The following is an 18,770-nucleotide window of genomic DNA, read 5'->3' as shown; positions in this document are numbered from 1 at the left end:
TCGACTGGCGAAAGGAGGGCTTGATGGCAAAAATTCCAGCGGGGCCGCCACTCGAAGGCTTGCGACGCCAGATTGCCCGGCATCGCAGCGGCGGCACGCAAAGAAAAGACGGCCTGTTCGTGCGCGAGACATTCCGCCTCGATCGCGCCCACGCGCGGCAAAAGGCGCAGGAATGGTTCGATAGATGGCCCAAGGCCGCATACTGGACGGAGGTCGAAAGCTGGCGCCAACTCGAGGGCGATGAAATCGAGTTCACCATGCGGCGCCTGCCAAGCGCGGATTGATTGCAGGGCTGCTGGCTTTTCTACCGCCTGAGCGCATAATCGAATCGATCCTTCCCGCCCGATTCGGGCCGTTTCCAAAGATTTCGCTGTGGCTTTTCCGTGCTCGCCGATTACGCGCTCCGTTGTCATCCTTTCGATAACCCAGATCATCGGCTGGGGCGCGCTGTTCATGGCGATCTCGGTGACCGGCGAGGCGGTCGCCGCGGACCTTGGCCTCAGCCGTGCAACGGTCTTTCTCGGGCCGACGCTGATGCTGGTGACGATGGCGGTCTGCTCGCCGCCGGTCGCGGGGCTCTATCGGCGGTATGGCGCCCGGCTGGTGCTGGCCGCAGGCTCGCTTCTTGCCGTTCCGGGGCTCTTGATGCTCTCGGTCGCCGGCGGACCCGTCGGCTATTTCATCGCCTGGGCCATCTTCGGGATTGCCGGCGCCGCCTGCCTGACGACATCGGCGCATGTCTTTCTGGCAGAACTCGCGGGCGAGGGTGCCAGGCGGGCGATCAGCGCCCAGATGCTGTTCATGGCGCTGGCGCCCAGCCTGTCCTGGCCGGCGACCGGTTTGCTGGAGGCCCAGATCGGTTGGCGCGGCGTGTCGGTCGTCTACGGCGGCCTGATGCTGCTCGTCTGCGTGCCGCTCCATCTCTTTGCATTGCCGAAGATGCCAGTTGCTGCACCCTCTCGTGAAAGCAGAGGAACCGTCAGCCCAAGGCCAGGCAGAGGGCATCGCCGCATCATCGCGCTGATCACGGCCGCGATCGCACTCAACGGCTTCATCACCTGGGGTTTTCAGCTCGTCGTCGTCGATCTGTTCCGGAGTTTCGATGTTGCCGACTATCTGGCCGTCGGCTTCGGATCGGCGATCGGCGTCGTACAGATGTCGGCGCGGCTGTTCGATTTCCTGGGCGCCAACCGGTGGAACGGGCTGACGACCGGACTGGTTGCTGCCCTGATCATGCCGGTCTGTCTCACCGTCCTTTCGGTGGGCGGCGGGACGGCATGGTCGATCCTGGTTTTCCTGCTGCTCTACGGGCTTTCGAGCGGTGCGATGTCCGTCAGCCGGGCAACGCTGCCGCTGGTATTCTTCACGCCTGCCGAATATGCCAGCGTCGCCGCGCGTCTGGGTCTGCCGCTCAATCTCGCTTTCGCTGCGGCGCCGCCGTTCTTCACCTATGTGCTGAGCACCCATGGCAACGGCGCGGCGCTCGCCATCGCCTTCGTCGGTTCGCTCGGCACGCTTTTCAGCATGCTGGCACTGCAGCGCCTCGTTCAAAAAACTGCCGGCGCGTCGGCCTGACCATCATTCGCCGGCGTGTTCGATCAGATAGGCGCCGGTGCCTTTTTCCGACAGCGTGTCGTGTGGATTGCGCAGCGGACAATCGCGCATGGAAAGGCAGCCGCAGCCGATGCAGGAGGTGAGCTGGTCGCGCAAAGCGGTAAGCTTGGCAATGCGCTCGTTGAGATCCGCCTTCCAATTTTCCGACAAGCGTTCCCAATCGCTGGCCAGGAGCTGGCGGTCATCCGGCAGCGCGTAGAGCGCCTTCTGGATATCGGCGAGCGGGATGCCTGTGCGCTGGGCGATCTTGATGACGGCGATGCGGCGCAGCACGCTGCGGGGATACCGGCGCTGGTTGCCGCGGCTGCGCATGCTCTTGATCAGGCCCTTGGTCTCGTAAAAATGCAGCGTCGAAACCGCGACGCCGCTGCGGGCCGCGACCTCTCCGACACTGAGTTCGCGGGGCGGCAAATCGGCTTTGCTTTTTTCCATGGGGCGTATTGACCTCAAGTTTAGTTGAGGTTTTATACCAGTTGCTCCAACCGATCAACAACGGAGCAACCCCAAGTATGAACGAGAAAATGACCATCGCCGTCGTCTATGGCAGCGCGCGGCAGGGCCGCTTTTGTGACACGGTCGTCAACTGGGTCCTGAACGAGCTCTGGGGCGAAGGCGGCATAACGGTGACGCTGGTCGATCCCCGGCAGCTCAAGGGGCCGGCAGAAGAGGCGGCCGTCAATGTCGCCGCGCTGGAGGAGAAGATCGCCGAGGCGGACGCCTTCCTCGTCGTCACACCCGAATACAATCACGGCTATCCGGCGGCGCTGAAGGAGCTGATCGATTCGTGCTACGAACCGTGGCACGCCAAGCCTGTGGCGTTCATCTCCTACGGCGGCGTGTCGGGCGGGTTGCGAGCCGTCGAGCAGCTGCGCCAGGTCTTTGCCGAACTGCACACCGTGACCATCCGCGATACAGTGAGCTTCTCCAATGTCTGGTCGCAGTTCGATGCCGCCGGCAATCCGTTCAAGGCGGCAGAAGCCAAGGCCGGCCTGCTCGTCATGTTGCGGCGGCTCAAGTGGTGGGCAGGCGCTCTGAAGGCGGCCCGGGCTGAAAACGCCTATGGCGGTGTGGCCGCATGAGGGGCGCCGGCGGGCGTCAGATCGACATCTGCCGGATGGCTTCGCCCGCAATCATCGCCACCGACATGGCGACGTTGAGCGACCGCTGGCCCTGGATCATCGGAATTATGATCCGGCCGTCGGCCTTGTCATGGACGCAGTCGGGAACGCCGGCGCTTTCGCGGCCGAACAGCAGGGTGTCGCCGGGCAGGAAGCGGAAGCGCGTATAGGGTTCGGCGGCCTTGGTGGAGGCAAGCACCAGCCGCCGGCCCTGCGCCAGCCGCGCTTCCTCGAAGCGGTCCCAGCTGACGTGTCGCGTCAAGGTAACGGAGGCGATGTAATCCATGCCGGCGCGTTTCAGGTTCTTGTCCGACAGGTCGAAACCGGCGGGCTCGATGATATCGACGCCCAGGCCGAGACAGGCGGCAAGTCGCAGGATCGTGCCGGTATTGCCGGGAATGTCCGGCTGGTAGAGTGCGATGCGGAGTGGGTGTGCGGACATATCAACACGGCTTATGGCGTTCATCACCGGCCGTAATCAATCTGTGCCGTAATGGCAACAGAAACCGGCGCGAGCGGGAAAATGATGAAAAAAGTGCCTGCGACAATCTGGCATATCGGCGCAAAACATTCTAAGTCTTTTGCATCTTCAACGCGAACCGACGGAGGCATGCATGGATTACCGAATGATCGCCAGCCTCCAGGCTGTGTCTCCAGTCCTGATGGACTGACCGGTTTCGCGCTTTTCCTTCCTGGCATGATTGCGCACGACCGCCCGCTTTCCGGACGAACACGTCTCGCGTGCATCATTGCGCTGTCCCTCCGGTCTTAGAATTTCGAATCGATGAATGCGGGTTTTTCCCGCCTTCCTTCACTGGATTCCTGAAGGAGCTTGATAATGTTCGGCTGGTTTGAATCCCGCCTCAATCCCTATCCCGTCGAGGAGCCCAGGGTTCCGCCGCAGGGACTGTTTGCCTTCTGCTGGCACTATACGAGGCCTGCGGCGCCCTGGCTGCTGACCATGGCGGTCTGCACCATGCTGATCGCCATCGGCGAAGTGGCGCTGTTCCAGTTCCTCGGCAATGTCGTCGATTGGCTGTCTTCGGCCAGAACGGACACGTTTCTGGAGACCGAGGGTGCGAAGCTGTTCTGGATGGGCGCGCTCATCCTGATCGGCTTGCCGTCGATTGTCGCCTTGGATTCGCTGATCATGCATCAGATCCTGCTCGGCAACTATCCGATGATCGCGCGCTGGCAGATGCACCGTTACCTGCTGCGCCAGAGCATGACGTTCTTTGCCAACGAGTTTGCCGGCCGTGTCGCCACCAAGGTGATGCAGACCTCGCTTGCCGTGCGCGAAACGGTGATGAAGATCCTCGACGTCTTCGTCTATGTCGTCAGCTATTTCGCCTCGATGCTGGTGGTCGTTGCCGCGGCCGACTGGCGGCTCGTCGCGCCGCTGGTGATCTGGATCGCCATCTACGTCTCGATCGTCAGCTACTTCGTGCCGCGCCTGCGCAAGATCTCCAAGGATCAGGCCGATGCCCGCTCGATGATGACGGGCCGTGTCGTCGACAGCTACACGAACATCGCCACCGTGAAGCTATTTTCGCATGCCGGCCGCGAGGAGGTCTATGCCCGGGAAAGCATGGACGTGTTCCTGCAAACCGTGCACCGGCAGATGCGCAAGGTGACGCTGTTCCATGTGCTCGTCTACGCGAACAACTGCATTGCGCTGTTTTCGGTCTCGGCACTTGGCATCTATTTCTGGATGAGCAGCGGCATGTCGGTCGGCTCGATTGCGATTGCCGTGGCGCTTGCCATGCGCATCAACGGCATGTCGCAATGGGTGATGTGGGAAGTCTCGGCGCTGTTTGAAAACATCGGCACAGTCTATGACGGCATGGGCATGATGACCAAGGCGCACGACATCGTCGACAGGCCGGATGCGCCGGCACTCACGGCGCCGCAAGGGGCGATTACGTTCGAGAACATCCGCTTCCACTACGGCAAGAACAAGGGTGTCATCGACAATCTCTCGCTGGTCATCAAGCCGGGCGAGAAGATCGGTCTTGTCGGCCGCTCCGGCGCCGGCAAGACCACGCTGATGAACGTGCTGCTGCGGTTCTATGATCTCGAAGCGGGCACGATCCGTATCGACGGGCAGGATATTTCTGCAGTGGCCCAGGATAGCCTGCGCGCCAAGATCGGCGTCGTCACCCAGGATACTTCGCTGCTGCACCGCTCGATCCGCGACAACATCGCCTATGGCCATCCGGAAGCCACCGACGCCGACATCATCGCTGCCGCCAAGCGGGCCAATGCCTGGGACTTCATCGAGCTGCTCGAGGACAACCAGGGTCGCAAGGGATTGGACGCGCAGGTCGGCGAACGGGGCGTCAAGCTCTCCGGCGGCCAGCGCCAGCGGATCGCGATCGCGCGCGTCTTTCTGAAGGACGCGCCGATCCTCATCCTCGACGAGGCGACCTCGGCGCTCGATTCGGAGGTGGAAGCCGCAATCCAGGAGAACCTCTTCGCCCTGATGACGGGCAAGACGGTGATCGCGATCGCCCACCGCCTGTCGACACTGACCGAGATGGACCGGCTCATCATTCTCGAAGCCGGCAGGATCGTCGAGACCGGCAGCCACGCCGAACTGGTCGCCAAGCAGGGGCTCTATGCCGATCTCTGGTCCCGGCAGTCCGGCGGCTTCATCGCCGACGAGCCGGAAAAGGAAGAGGCCGCGGAATAGCGCGGCTCGTCCCTCTCCGTCATCGCGGGGAGGGACGATGGTTCGAAATGGCCGGCCGGTCGCATTACGCAATTGTAATCCGGCCGGCTCGCATTCCGCATTGCCGCATTTTTCAGAAGGGCTATATCGGACACATGCTGCGCGCCCTGTTTGCCTTTTTCGAGAACTGGATACAGCCTTTCGCGGCGCGCGAAGGACTGCAGCCGCCGGCCCGGCTTATCCCTTACGTCTGGTTCTATATCCGGCAGGCGAAAGCGCCGTTTGTCGCCATGCTTGTCCTCGGCGGCATGACGGCGGCGATCGAGGCAACGCTGTTCTGGTTCGTCGGCCGTCTGGTCGATATCCTTGCGACGGTCAAACCGGGCGAGGGCTGGAGCGGCCTGCTCGCGGCCCATGGAGCCGAGTTGTTCGGCATGCTGGTCCTGATCGGCATCGTGCGTTTCCTGGTTTCGCTGTTGATGGCGCTGGTCGACCAGCAGATCATTACGCCCGGTTTCTACAATCTGGTGCGCTGGCAGTCCTATCTGCATGTGGCGCGGCAGTCGCTGTCCTTCTTCCAGAACGATTTCTCCGGCCGCATCGTCACAAAGGTCTGGTCGGGCGGGCAGGCGGTCGGCGACGTCGTCACATCCTTGATGGAAAGCGTCTGGTTCGTCGGCATCTATTCCGTTTCGACGCTGGTGCTTGTCGGGCAGCTCGATACGTCGCTTGCCGTCGTCGTGCTGCTCTGGCTGATCGGCTTTGCGTTCCTCGCGCGCTATTTCGTGCCGCGTATCCGCGAGCATTCGCGCGAGACCGCGGAAACCGCCTCCATGCTGAACGGCCGCATGGTCGACGCCTACAGCAACATCCAGACGCTGAAGCTCTTTGCCCGCGATGAAGAAAATGACCGCTACATGCGGCAGGGCTTCGACATCTATCAGGATACGATCATCCGCTTCACCCGGTTCATCACAGGTGTGCGCGCCTCGATGGCGCTTTTGTCGGGGATCATGATCGTGACGATGGCGGGGCTGAGCTTGCACCTGTGGCTTGCCGGGCTGATAAGCTCCGGTGCCGTCGCCTTCACCATGGCGCTCATCCTGCGGCTGAATTTTCTCCTGAGCCGCATGATGGTTCAGTTCAACGGCATCATGCGTCATATCGGCACGATCCAGAATGCCGCCGACATGATCTCGCAATCGATCCAGCTGGTCGATCGGCCGGGCGCCGCAAATCTCGTCATCACCAGCCCCTCCATCCGTTTTGAGAATATCCGTTTCCACTACGGCAGGGGCAACGGCGTCATCGAGGATCTGTCGCTCGTCATCCGACCCGGCGAGAAGGTCGGCATCGTCGGCCGATCCGGGGCGGGCAAGACGACGCTCGTCAATCTGCTCTTGCGATTCTACGATCTGGAAGGAGGCCGCATTCTGATCGATGGACAGGACATCGCCGCGGTCCGGCAGGAGTCCCTGCGCAACCAGATCGGTGTCGTCAGCCAGGATACGTCGCTTCTGCACCGCTCCATCCGCGACAACATCCTCTTCGGACGACCGGACGCGACGGAGAGCCGCCTGCGCGATGCGGCAAGAAGGGCCGAGGCGCTGGAGTTCATCGAAAAACTGCAGGACCAGCGCGACCGCCGCGGCTTCGATGCCCATGTCGGCGAACGCGGCGTCAAGCTGTCGGGCGGCCAACGCCAGCGGGTGGCGATCGCCCGCGTGATGCTGAAGGACGCGCCGATTCTGGTTCTGGACGAGGCAACGTCCGCGCTCGATTCGGAAGTGGAAGCGGCGATCCAGTCCAATCTCGACCGGTTGATGCATGGTAAGACCGTGCTTGCGATCGCGCACCGGCTTTCCACCATCGCTGCACTCGACCGCCTGATCGTCATGGACGAGGGCAGGATCGTAGAGGACGGGACGCATGAACAGCTGATTGGCATCGGCGGTCTTTACGCGGATCTCTGGCTGCGCCAGTCCGGCGGCTTCCTTGCCCGCGACGCGGCTGCCGAATAAGCGCTTCGAAACCGGTCGTATGCAAGCGCAAGAACGCCGTGTCTCGACGGGGTCAGAGCGTGAAAAGCGGTTTGCGAACATTGGCTTCGGTTTTCCCGCGACATTGTGGCCCACCTGCCGCCCTGAAGGCTAGACATCCCTTGCGATCAAGCATAGAACGCGCCGGATTGCCGGGGAATCTGCCGTTTCTTCAACGCGTGGGATTCGCCCGGTTTTGATGCATGAGGTGGAGGGGCGAAAGTTTTCTTCAAATCGTGCATCGGCTTATTGATTTGGCGCTGTTCTTTCGCTCAAGTGGCAGCACAAGAGCGGGTCGACGCCGGGGACAGTGCGGTTTCCGCAAACATTGCGTGAGAGGATGGTTTAGCCGTGAGCGAACACGAGACATCAAGCGAAACCCTGGGCGAGCCCACTCGCCGCGACTTCCTATATCTGGCGACCGGCATGGCGGGCGTCGTTGGCGCGGGTGCGGTCGCATGGCCGTTCATCGATCAGATGCGGCCCGACGCTTCGACACTGGCGCTCGCTTCGATCGAGGTCGATGTCTCCAGCCTGCAGCCAGGCATGTCGCTGACGGCGAAATGGCGCGGCAAGCCGGTGTTCATCCGCAACCGCACCGACAAGGAAGTCGAAGAGGCGAAAGCCGTCGCTCTCGCCGACCTGAAAGACCCGGTCGCGCGCAATGCCAATCTTCCGGCCGATGCCGCGGCGACCGATCTCGATCGCTCCGCCGGCAAGGACAAGGAAAACTGGATCGTCATGATCGGCTCGTGCACGCATCTCGGTTGCGTGCCGCTCGGCCAGGCTGGCGATTTCGGCGGCTGGTTCTGTCCCTGCCATGGCTCGCACTACGATACGGCCGGCCGTATCCGTAAGGGCCCGGCGCCGGAAAACCTCGCCGTACCGACGTTTGCTTTCACTTCCGACACAGTCATCAAGATCGGTTGAGGGGAATACTGATTATGAGTGGTGATCATTCAACCTATATGCCGACGACCGGGATCGAGAAGTGGGTCGATTCGCGCCTGCCGCTGCCGCGGCTGGTGCACGACAGCTTCATTTCCTATCCGGTTCCGCGCAACCTGAACTACGCTTACACATTCGGCGCCATGCTGTCGGTCATGCTGATCGTGCAGATCCTGACAGGCGTCGTTCTGGCCATGCACTACGCGGCTGAGACGACGGTTGCCTTCAATTCCGTCGAAAAGATCATGCGCGACGTCAACCACGGCTGGCTGTTGCGCTACATGCATGCCAACGGCGCGTCGTTCTTCTTCATCGCCGTCTATCTCCATATCGGCCGCGGTCTCTACTACGGTTCCTACAAGGCGCCGCGTGAAATCCTCTGGATTCTCGGCGTCGTCATCTACCTGCTGATGATGGCAACCGGCTTCATGGGCTATGTCCTGCCCTGGGGGCAGATGTCCTTCTGGGGAGCCACGGTTATCACCGGCTTCTTCTCTGCCTTCCCATTGGTCGGAGAGTGGATCCAGCAGTTCCTGCTCGGTGGTTTTGCCGTCGATCAGCCGACGCTCAATCGCTTCTTCTCGCTGCACTATCTCTTGCCCTTCATGATCGCCGGCGTCGTCGTCCTGCACATCTGGGCCCTGCATGTCGTCGGCCAGACCAACCCGACCGGCGTCGAAGTCAAGACCAAGACGGACACGGTTGCCTTCACGCCTTACGCGACCCTCAAGGATGCGCTTGGTGTATCGGTGTTCCTGTTGGTTTACGCCTGGTTCGTCTTCTACATGCCGAACTTCCTCGGCCATCCGGACAACTACATCCCGGCCAATGCCCTGAAGACGCCCGCCCACATCGTTCCGGAATGGTATTACCTGCCGTTCTACGCGATGCTGCGCGCCATCACCTTCAACATCGGCCCGATCGACTCCAAGCTCGGCGGCGTTCTGGTGATGTTCGGTGCGATCATCGTCCTGTTCTTCCTGCCCTGGCTCGATACCTCCAAGGTGCGCTCGGCCGTCTACCGGCCGTGGTACAAGCTGTTCTTCTGGCTCTTCGTGATCAACGCCATCATCCTCGGCTGGCTGGGCTCGCGTCCGGCGGAAGGCCTCTACGTGGTGATGTCGCAGCTCGGTACCCTCTACTACTTCGGCTTCTTCCTCGTCATCATGCCGGTCCTTGGCCTGATCGAAACGCCGAAGCGCATCCCGAATTCCATCACCGAAGCGGTGCTGGAAAAGCAGGCTGCGAAGAAGAAGCCCGTTGCCGCGTGATGTCTGCGAAGTTTAAGGAACCCACAACAATGAAAAAGCTTGTTACAGGCATCTTTTCGCTCGCAGTCGTCGCCGGACTTGGTGCCGGTATCGTGTTCGCCCAGGAAACCGGCGAACACAAAGCCGAAGGCGCTGCGGCAGAGGAACATGCTGGCGGCACCCCGCATTTCCCGATCCATAAGCCGGAGCAGGTAGAATGGTCCTTTTCCGGTCCGTTCGGCCATTATGACAAGGGTCAGCTGCAGCGCGGCCTGAAGGTCTACACCGAGGTCTGTTCCGCCTGCCACTCGATGAACCTTGTCGCCTTCCGCACGCTCGAAGGACTTGGCTACTCCGAAGCGCAGGTGAAGACCTTCGCAGCCAACTACGAAGTCCAGGACGGCCCGAACGCCGACGGCGAGATGTTCACCCGCAAGGCCGTGCCTTCGGACCATTTCCCGTCGCCTTATCCGAACACCGAAGCAGCCGCTGCCGCTAACAACGGCGCTGCCCCGCCGGATTTCTCGCTGATCGCCAAGGCACGCGGCGTCGAGCGCGGCTTCCCGACTTTCATCTTCGACATGTTCACGCAGTATCAGGAAGGCGGCCCGGACTATATCCATGCGCTCCTGAACGGCTATCAGGAACCGCCGGCCGGTACCGAAGTGGCTGAAGGCACACACTACAATCCGTATTTCGCCAACGCCGCGGCGCTCGCCATGGCAAAGCCGCTCTCCGACGACCAGGTCACCTATGACGATGGTGCGCCGCAAACGGTCGAGCAGTATTCCCGCGACGTTGCCGCCTTCCTGATGTGGGCCGCAGAACCGCATCTTGAAGACCGCAAGCGCACCGGCTTCATGGTCATGGTTTTCCTGCTGATCTTCACCGGCCTGATCTACCTGACGAAGAAGTCGGTTTACGCCAACAAGGAACACTGATCCGGTCACGGATTTTCTGCCCACGATCCAGACCTCCGGCTCCGCCGGAGGTTTTTTTGATTCGGGGGGGTGTTCGGCCTCCTGCCGGACATTGCCGATGCGTGCAGCACGCGCAGATGCTTGGCGAAGGCCACGAGCCAAGCGTTGTCGGCGGCGGCCATGCACGCCGGTAGCAGGGTCGCAAAGGTCGGTCCCCTGGCGATGCTTGCCGGAACGATCCGCTTGCGCATCGGGCCGGTGCAGCAACCGTCGCGGCGGCATTTTCGAATGCGGCAGAAGGTGTGGATGTCCATGTCAGTCGCCGTTACTCGGCTGATCCGCTCGAATTCGACTTGCGTCAAGGGTTCGGTATTGTCCGGCCTGATTTCGTCCATTGGATTTTTCTCCTTTCGGCGGGCAACCGACGGCGTTCACGCGGCGGCTTTCCGTCCGTGTTTTGCTTCCCGTCTCTATGTCCCATGACCAAGATCGGCCGGGGCCCGGCATGTGCCGTGACAAAGAGAATTGAACTGACACGATGCCGTGCCCCGTTCGGTGTCTTTTGCCGCGCCTCTAGGTTCTTCTGCGTCCTTCGCCCTTGCGGCCAAGGATTTGTGTGCCCGTGGCAGGGGCCGCTTATCCGCCCCGCCTTTCCGTCGGTAGGCCATGCCCTGGACCAAGTTGGCGTGGCATGCCCGGCACGCCCGGCCTCTTGCATCTCGAGACCGGAGGAGAACCACCTTCCGCGCAGCCCCTGAAATCCGGCGTGCGTTTGCACCGAAATTCCAGGGCACCGGTCCCGCCTCGCCGGCAACGCTCACCGGTGTATCCGCGACAGGACACAGGCATTGTAGGCGCGGGCTGCGGGGCGGGGAAAACGGAAGGGTGCTTTTGTTGATTTTATTGAGTTGTTTGCAACGCCAGTGCTCGCGAAGTGGGCGCGGAGCCTCACCGTCGATAGGCAACGATACTCTCGCTCGTGTGATCCGGTGCGAACGCCGGTGAAATAGACTTTATCGGCGAAGCCGCAGCCAAAAGCGGCATACACCACGTACGGCCGATATTCCTCGACGGAGCGGCCTGCATTCTCCTGCGCACTCCGTGCAGCACCCATATCCGAAGCGGGGAAGTGCGGAGCATTTCGGCGCCAGCCGCCCCTTGTCCGGCGCTCGGCGGCCAGGGTGGCCGCCTTTTTTGTTGCGTTTGAAATATCGGTCTGCGCTGTACTCAGAAAAGAAAAAGGGCCCATCGTTTCAGATGGGCCCTTTGAGGTGATTGCGTTTTTGGCTGATGCTCAGCTGAACCGCCCGGCGGCATGTGCCAGCATCGTATAGACCTTGCCGGTATCAGACGTCAGGTAGCTCTGCGTTATCACCTTGTCGCGATCATTGCGCGACACGTCGCCGAGCAGTTTTTCGAAGTCGGCGATATAGCGGTCGACGGCGGTGCGGAACTCCGGTTCGCGGTCGTACTTGCGCTTGATCTCGTCGAAGGTCTGCTGGCCCTTCAGCGTGTAGAGGCGGCGGGTGAAGACGTCGCGCTCGCCGCGCTGGTAACGCCGCCACAGATCGACTGACGCGTCATGGTCGATGGCGCGGGCGATGTCGACGGACAGCGAATTCAGCGATTCCATCACATGGCGCGGATTGCGGGTGTCGCCGGCGCGGGCGGCAGGCTGCGCTTCACTTGGCCGTTGTGCCGGGACGGGCGCCGAGGCCTCCTCATCGCGGGATGCGCCGCGCAGCAGGTCACGCATCCAGCCGCTGCCTTCCGCGGACTGCGGACGCGCTGTTACCGCGGCCGGCTCCTGCTGCCGGAGAACCGGCTGCTGGGCGGCCGGGCGTGGCTGTTCAAGGCCGAGGCTTCCACGCAGCAGGGGCTCCTGCTCCGGGCGGCGCGGCTCTGGGGCCGGCTGCTGTGCCACGGTGCGGACCGGAGCCGCTGCCACCGGCTGCTGCTGTGCGACCGCCTGCTGGCGGGGCTGGGCGATCTCGAGCTGGCCGGAAGACTTGCCGATGATGTCGGAGAGTTCCTGCAGTGCCTTGATCTGTTCGGCAACGGCGCGGCGCATGACCGAGGCGTTTTCCTTGGCTTCTTCCGGCAGGTCGAAGGCGCCGCGCTTCAGTTCGTCGCGGGTCATGTCGAGCTCGCGGCGGATCTCGTTGGCCGCGCGGCGGATTTCGTCGGTTGCGCCGCTGAAGCGTTCGACCGCTTCTTCGACGGCCTGGCGGATAGATTCGCCTATCTGCCGGGCGGCACCGTCCGACTTCTTGCCGGTTTCGGTCATCATCCGGTCGATATCGGAGAGCGAGGCGCCGACGCTGCCGCGCAGGCGCGAGGCTACTTCCTTGGAACGTTCCTCGGCGCGGGTAAAGGCACCCTCGACGGCAAGGCCTGCGTCCTCGCTGGCCTTGGCGACTGCGGCGCGCATGGCCTCGCTCGCCGACGTTGCACGAGCTTCGGCCTCCGACAACGTCTTGCTGACATCGGTGAAGGAAGCCTCGACGCCGGCGCGCAGGTTGCTGGCGATCTCGCTCGAGCGCTCCTCGGCACGCACGAATACCGATTCGACCGACATGCTGGCCTCGCTGCCTGCCTTGACGACGGCATTGCGCATCGCCTCGGCAGCAGCGGCGGCGCGCTGTTCTGCGTCTGTCAGGATGCGCCCGACATCGTTGAAGGATGTCTGGATGCCCGAGCGCAGATTGCCGGCGATTTGCGCCGACCGCTCTTCCGCGCGCTGGAACGCGCCGTCGACGAAGCCTTCGAGGGCATGCATGGTCTTCTCGATCTCTTCCGAGCGGCTGACAAGGCCGACGGAGAGGGTGCGCAGCGCGTCCTGCCGCTCTTCGAGGGTGCTGACCAGATTGGACTGCGCCGCGCCCAGGAGATCGGATGCCTGGCTGAGCACCTTGGAATGGTCCTCGAAGCGACCGACGATGCCGCCGATCTGCGACAGGGTCGAACCTGAGATCTCGGCGAGCTTGGCGACCTTGCCTTCGAGAAGGCGGGTCGAGGTGGACAGCATCTCGGACGCGCGATTGGCCGATTCCGAGAACCGCGCTGTGGTCGATTCCAGCTGTTCGTCCATGGCGCCGAGGTTGGCGCTTGCCTGCTCGATGACGCCGGCGATCGACGAGTTGCTCGCCGCCAGCTGATCGATGAGCCCCAAGGCCGTCGATTGCAGTCGGTTCTCGACCATCTTCATTGCCTTGGCGGTTTCTTCCGCGCGGCTCGAGATGGCATTCAGCGTCTCGCCGGTGCGGGCGGTCAGGCTCTCGAGCAGCGTCGCATTCTCGGCGCGCAGACGTTCCGCGCTCTCGCGGGCGACCTCGCTGATGCGGTCGGCGGCTTCCTTGCCGGTGGCGGCATATTGATCGATGACCGGGCGGGCCTTCTCGTCGATCAGGCGCGACAGCTCGGCCGAACGGCCGGCGAGCATCGAGTTGAGTTCACGCGTGCTGTCGTCGAGGGTGGTGCGGATCGTGTTGCCGCGCGCCTCCAGGGCCTTCTCCACGTCGGTAAGGCTCTGCTGCAGCGACGATGCCTGTTCCGCCACGCGGGCCTGGGTCTGGGCGATCCGGGCGGCCGCACCATCGGTGGCTTCTCCGACGGAGCGCGCCAGTTCGGCGCTGCGCATCGCGGCGGTTGCGGCGGTCTGCTCGATGCTGGACTGGAAATCGGCCTGGCGTGCGGCCATTGCCTGGGCGAAATCGTCGCCAGCCTTGGCCAGGAGCTCGGCGGAGCGGACGGCTTCGGCGTCGATCCCCTGTGCCGCATCGCTGACGGCGCCGCGCAGGTTGGTGACGAGACCGGCGGCCTTGCCTTCGATCGTCCGGCTGACGTTGTCGAGACCGATCGACAGGGCACGGTCCATGGTGCCAAGCCGCTCTTCGATGCGGCCCGTACCGCCCTCGATGCTGGCTTCGATACGAGCGGCCGCTTCATCGCTGACCCGGCTGAGTTCAGCGGTGTGGCTGGACAGCGTATCGGCAATGCGGGTTGCGGCCGCGCCGCTGATACGGTCAATTTCCGAGGTGCGCCCGGCCAGGCTGTCGGTGATGCGGGCTGCCGCCGTCGCGCTGACCCTGTCCAGCTCCGCCGTGCGGTCCGACAGCGTTTCGGCGATCCGCGCTGCGGCACTATTGCCAATGCGGTCGATCTCTTCGGTGCGGCTGGCGAGGCTGTCGGCGATCATTGCAGCGGCAGCGGTGCTCACCTGATCGAACTCGGACGTGTGGTTGGAGAGAGCGTCTGCGATCCGGGCCGCAGCGACGCTGCCGATCCGATCGATTTCTTCGGCGCGTCCGGCAAGGCTGTCGGCAATGCGCGCGGCGGCCCTATGGCTGGCCTCATCGAATTCCGAAACTCTCTCGGAGAGGGTGTCGGCGATCTTCTGGCCGGCGGTGTCAATGAATTCGCTGACGCCGCCAACGCTGTTGCGAATCCTGCCTTCCAGCACACCAAGGGTGTTCTCGATGCGTGCCCCGGTTTCGTCGACGCTGCTGTTGATGTTGGAGAGGGACGTGTCCATCCGATGCGACAGCGTATCGGCGGCGCGGCTGATCTGATCGGCGCTCTCACCGAGCTGATTTGCCACGTGGCTGGTGCTTGCCAGCATGCGCTGTTCGAGTGCCGCGGCGCTCTTGTCGATGACGTTGCCGAGTTCCGCCTGGCGCTCCTCCAGCGTCATTTCCAGCATGCTGGCGCTGGTGGCGAGCGTCGTGGCAATGGAGGTCGCCTGTTCGCCGAGGACCTCGGAAAGCTGGTCGGTGCCATGCGTCACGGCAACATTGATCGCGTTGAGACGATCGTCCAGCGTCGCCCGGATCTGCTCATGGGTGGAGGCAAGCGATGTTGCCAACTGACCGGCCCGGCCGGACAGTGTCTGTTCGATATCGGACGCCTTGTCTGCCATCGACATGGCCAGCTCCGAGGCATGGCTGGAAAGGGCAGTGGCGATCTCGGCCGAAGTGCTGGTCATCGTGCCGGCGATCTCGCTGACGCGGCCGCTGAGGTTTTCGGCGATCGCTCCCACGCGACCGGAGAGCTGCTGCTCGATATCGCTGACCCGGTCGGCCATGGTCTCCGCGATCGCGCTGGCGCGATAGGACAGGCCATCGGCGATTTCTTCCGTGCGGCTGCTCAACGTATCGACCATTTCGTTTGCGCGAGCGGACAAGGTGCCGGTGATCTCCGCCGAGCGCTCGGAAAGAATGGTGTCGAGCGTCGCCGTCTGGCTGGCAAGCGTGTCGCCGAGCGTGCGGCTTTGTTCGGACAAGAGCGTTTCCAGCCGTTCCGTGGTGCCGCCGATTGCGCTTTCGATCGCGCCCGCCGATGAGGTGAGAACGTTGGCGAGCGAGCCGGTGCGCTGTGCCAGCATCGCATCGATGCGTTCGGCCGTGCCGTCGAAGGCACTGTCGATTGCGGTCGTCGACGAGGCGAGCACGTTTTCGAGCGCACCGGTGCGTTGCGACAGGATCGCATCGATGCGTTCGGCCGTGCCGTCAAAGGCGCTGTCGATTGCTGCCGTTGAGGAATTCAGCACGTTGGCGAGCGCGCCGGTGCGCTGCGACAGGATGGTATCGATGCGTTCCGCGGTGCCCTCGAAGGCGCTGTCGATGGATTCCGAGCTTGCGGCAAGCAGGCTCGAAAGTTCGACCGTGCGCTGCGAAAGCGTGTCGTCGAGGCGCAGCTGGCTTGCGGCGATTGCCGTGGTGATCTCGTCGGCGCGGTTGATCAGCGTGTCTTCGATACGGCCATGGATGGCCTGCAGCCCGTCGATGAGGCCGCTGGTTTGCGTAACGATATTGTCGGCAAGCTGCTGGTTGCTGGTCGTGATCGCATTCGTGCGGGCGTCAAGCGTTTCGGCGAGCCGCTCCTGGCTTTGCGTCAGAGCGGTTTCGAGCGAACCGGCGCGCTGCGCAAAGCCGGATTCGATCCGGTCCTGTGCCGCGGTGAGTGCGCTCATCAGCGTGCTGGAGCGTTCGGACAGGACGCTGTCGATGCGGGTGTGCGCATTGCCGATCGCATCGCTGAGCTCGGCGGTCTTGCCGCTGATCGTGTGCTCGATGAAGTCCTGTGTCGTACCGAGCGTGGTGGCGAGCGTCAGCGACTGTTCGGACAGGGCGGATTCGAAGCGCTCGATACCGCCGTCCAGCATGCTGCCGATCGATTCGGCACCGCCGCTCACCGACTGGTTGATGCGCGCGAGGCTTTCCATGAGCTTGGAATCAAGCATGCCGGCGCGCTTGTCGAAGGCGGTCGCGAATTCGTGGAAACGCGAATCGAAGGCCGTCGCCAGCTGTCCGACCGTCGTTTGCAGCTTCTCCTCGAAGAAGCCCGAGCGCAGGTCGAGATCCATGATCATGTCGTCGGAACTGCTCTTCAGGCTCTGGCGGAAGCTTGCGCCCTTTTCGTCCAGCGTGGCGTTCAGCGTGTTGAGAATATCATCGAGACCGCCGGTGATGGCCTGCTGGCCGACATTGAGGCTTTCGTTCAGATCGCGCGTGCGGGCAATCAGCGTCTCGTTGAGCTGGCGGGCGCGCTCGTTCAGCGCGGCATTGAGCTTCTCGGTATTGGCGTCGAGCGTCGAGGCGCGTGTTTCGAATTGACCAAGCAGTTGCTGGCCGCGCTTGGCCAGCGTCTGGCTGAGATTTTCGAGGCGGGTGTCGAACTCGTTGCTGAGCGACACGCCGGCGGTGGTGAGGCCCGAGAGCAAGGCATCGGTGCGGGTCGACAGCATCGCCCCGATCGTCTGCGTTGCGCTGTTCGAGCGCTCCATCAGGGCGGCGGCGCGAGTTTCGATCATCGAGGCGAAGGCCTCGCCCGACGTTGCGATACGGCTGGAAATTTCATCGCCTGCGGTTGCAAGCTCGTCCTTCAACTGCGTGTGGGCGCCGGCGATCGACGAGCGGATGCGCTCGGCGTGGCCGACGATGGCCTCCCGCTCCAGTCCAAGTTCCTGGACCAGCGTGCGCACCCTAAGCTCATTGTCGCTGTAGCTGCGCTCGAGCGCGTTGACCTCGGAATGCACCAGGGTTTCGAGCTCGGTGGCACGAGCGATGGTACGCTCGATGCCTTCGTTCATCGCGGAGACTTCGCGGCGAACCGCCTGGCCGACCGTCATGATGCGCTCGGTAGCCGCCGTTTCGGGTTCGGCAAGGCGCAGGGCGACCTCGGCCATCGACCGGGCGGCGCTGCGCAGTTCCTGCGCGCGCGAAATCATCATGGCGAAGGAGAAGAACAGCATCACCGGCAGGATGATGAAGATCGCCGCGCCGATGGCGCCCGGCATGGCCGACAGGTCGCCAAGCGAGCGAATCTGCCAGATTTCCGGGCCATAGAGCAGGTTGGCGACACCGAGGCCACCAATCGTCCAGAGCGCGGAGACGGCGGCTGCAATCCGCATCGCCGAGCGGCCGGAGCGCACGTCCAGCGAGCGCAGGATGGCGGCGGGCGTTCTGCGGCCATCGTCATTGGCAGGCGCGAAGGAAGGGGCCTTGGGGGCCGGTTCTGGAGCGAGGCTTCGTGGCGTTTCCGTCGTGCGTGCCGAGCGGGCTGCCTCATCCTTGGATTTGGTCGTCTTCGCCTGGCCGGGTGCCGGTGCCTGGCTCACTGCTTCAGACACTTTTCCCTCCGGATCATCCAGGGACGTCTTGTCGTTGAGGGCAGACTTAAGCTCGTCAAAGTCGATTTTCAAAGCGTCTTCCAACGCCTGAAATGCCTTGTCGTCGATCGACTCGTTGCTTTTATTTGTCGCCATGCGGATACGCCTCGTTACTAAACTGTCCCTTTCGGAAGGACCCTTTGCAACACCGCCTGCATTGGGAGCACCTCCGATACTCGGACGGTGACGGCAGGATACGCGCATCACATCTGCGCAGGACCCGACATGCACCCATTTCAACCACGCACCGACGGAACAGCACATCAGCCCCGTAGGTGCTTCATTCGATGCCGCTTTCCGTCAGGACTGTCTGCACCTTAAGGCATGAACATATCCCTCAACGTACCGTAGTGACACATTCACCGGTGTCTTACAATTAAACGCCCCGGGCATTCGTTAAAATCCTAACAAGTTCTTAATGAAAAATGGACCGATTTCCGGCAGAAACCCTTGTAATCAGGCGGTTTAATGGCCGTTAACCATGCCGAGAAAAACCTGCCCTCTTTGCGCCGCGTTTTAATCGGATAGCAGCGCCCGATCC

At 62.7% G+C, this 18,770-nt stretch carries 12 protein-coding genes; 8 read left to right on the top strand and 4 right to left on the bottom strand.

The annotated features are described in order from the left end of the window. Positions 1-23 precede the first annotated feature (23 nt). Both JNB71_RS02225 and JNB71_RS02220 read left to right on the top strand, forming a co-directional pair. Positions 24-284 carry a hypothetical protein gene (locus JNB71_RS02225; RefSeq protein WP_018324658.1) on the top strand — a complete coding sequence of 87 codons (261 nt, stop codon included), beginning with the start codon at positions 24-26 and terminating at the stop codon, positions 282-284. Positions 285-372: 88 nt separating this feature from the next. Next, positions 373-1,575 (top strand): MFS transporter, encoded by a 1,203-nt coding sequence (locus JNB71_RS02220; protein ID WP_220370206.1) that lies wholly within the window; start codon positions 373-375, stop codon positions 1,573-1,575. 3 nt (positions 1,576-1,578) lie between these two features. On the opposite strand, the gene soxR is transcribed toward JNB71_RS02220, so the two are convergent. Next, positions 1,579-2,046, bottom strand: coding sequence for a redox-sensitive transcriptional activator SoxR (gene soxR, locus JNB71_RS02215; RefSeq protein WP_220370205.1), 468 nt, complete (start codon positions 2,044-2,046; stop codon positions 1,579-1,581). Positions 2,047-2,123: 77 nt separating this feature from the next. Between soxR and JNB71_RS02210 the strand changes: the two genes are divergently transcribed. After that, a complete protein-coding gene (locus JNB71_RS02210; RefSeq protein WP_220370204.1) occupies positions 2,124-2,693 on the top strand; it encodes an NADPH-dependent FMN reductase in 570 nt (189 codons plus the stop codon). A gap of 16 nt (positions 2,694-2,709) precedes the next feature. Here JNB71_RS02210 and JNB71_RS02205 read toward each other — a convergent pair whose 3' ends face one another. Next, positions 2,710-3,174, bottom strand: coding sequence for a tRNA (cytidine(34)-2'-O)-methyltransferase (locus JNB71_RS02205; protein WP_220370203.1), 465 nt, complete (start codon positions 3,172-3,174; stop codon positions 2,710-2,712). A gap of 396 nt (positions 3,175-3,570) precedes the next feature. On the opposite strand from JNB71_RS02205, the gene JNB71_RS02200 reads away from it, so the two are divergent. The 5 genes from JNB71_RS02200 (at position 3,571) to JNB71_RS02180 (ending at position 10,581) form a co-directional block, all read left to right on the top strand. After that, positions 3,571-5,424 (top strand): ABC transporter ATP-binding protein, encoded by a 1,854-nt coding sequence (locus tag JNB71_RS02200; protein WP_220370202.1) that lies wholly within the window; start codon positions 3,571-3,573, stop codon positions 5,422-5,424. 134 nt (positions 5,425-5,558) lie between these two features. Then, the gene (locus JNB71_RS02195) at positions 5,559-7,424 is read left to right on the top strand and encodes an ABC transporter ATP-binding protein (RefSeq protein WP_220370201.1); all 1,866 of its coding nucleotides are present in this window, start codon (positions 5,559-5,561) and stop codon (positions 7,422-7,424) included. A 369-nt stretch (positions 7,425-7,793) separates the two neighbouring features. Then, positions 7,794-8,372 (top strand): ubiquinol-cytochrome c reductase iron-sulfur subunit, encoded by a 579-nt coding sequence (gene petA, locus JNB71_RS02190; RefSeq protein ID WP_112857598.1) that lies wholly within the window; start codon positions 7,794-7,796, stop codon positions 8,370-8,372. A gap of 14 nt (positions 8,373-8,386) precedes the next feature. Beyond that, positions 8,387-9,661 (top strand): cytochrome b, encoded by a 1,275-nt coding sequence (locus JNB71_RS02185; protein WP_220370200.1) that lies wholly within the window; start codon positions 8,387-8,389, stop codon positions 9,659-9,661. Positions 9,662-9,690: 29 nt separating this feature from the next. Next, positions 9,691-10,581: a cytochrome c1 gene (locus JNB71_RS02180; protein WP_220370199.1), complete on the top strand. Its 891-nt coding sequence runs from the start codon at positions 9,691-9,693 to the stop codon at positions 10,579-10,581. 5 nt (positions 10,582-10,586) lie between these two features. Here JNB71_RS02180 and JNB71_RS02175 read toward each other — a convergent pair whose 3' ends face one another. After that, on the bottom strand, positions 10,587-10,955 hold the full coding sequence (locus JNB71_RS02175; RefSeq protein WP_220370198.1) for a hypothetical protein: 369 nt from the start codon (positions 10,953-10,955) through the stop codon (positions 10,587-10,589). Positions 10,956-11,854: 899 nt separating this feature from the next. Continuing rightward, positions 11,855-18,325: a kinesin gene (locus tag JNB71_RS02170; RefSeq protein ID WP_220370197.1), complete on the bottom strand. Its 6,471-nt coding sequence runs from the start codon at positions 18,323-18,325 to the stop codon at positions 11,855-11,857. Between the last annotated feature and the right edge of the window lie 445 nt (positions 18,326-18,770).

The sequence above is a fragment of the Rhizobium herbae genome (assembly GCF_019511375.1).
GTDB lineage: Bacteria > Pseudomonadota > Alphaproteobacteria > Rhizobiales > Rhizobiaceae > Pararhizobium > Pararhizobium herbae_A.
The sequence above is the reverse complement of the archived record's forward strand: the minus strand, read 5'-3'. Positions and strand labels throughout refer to the sequence as shown.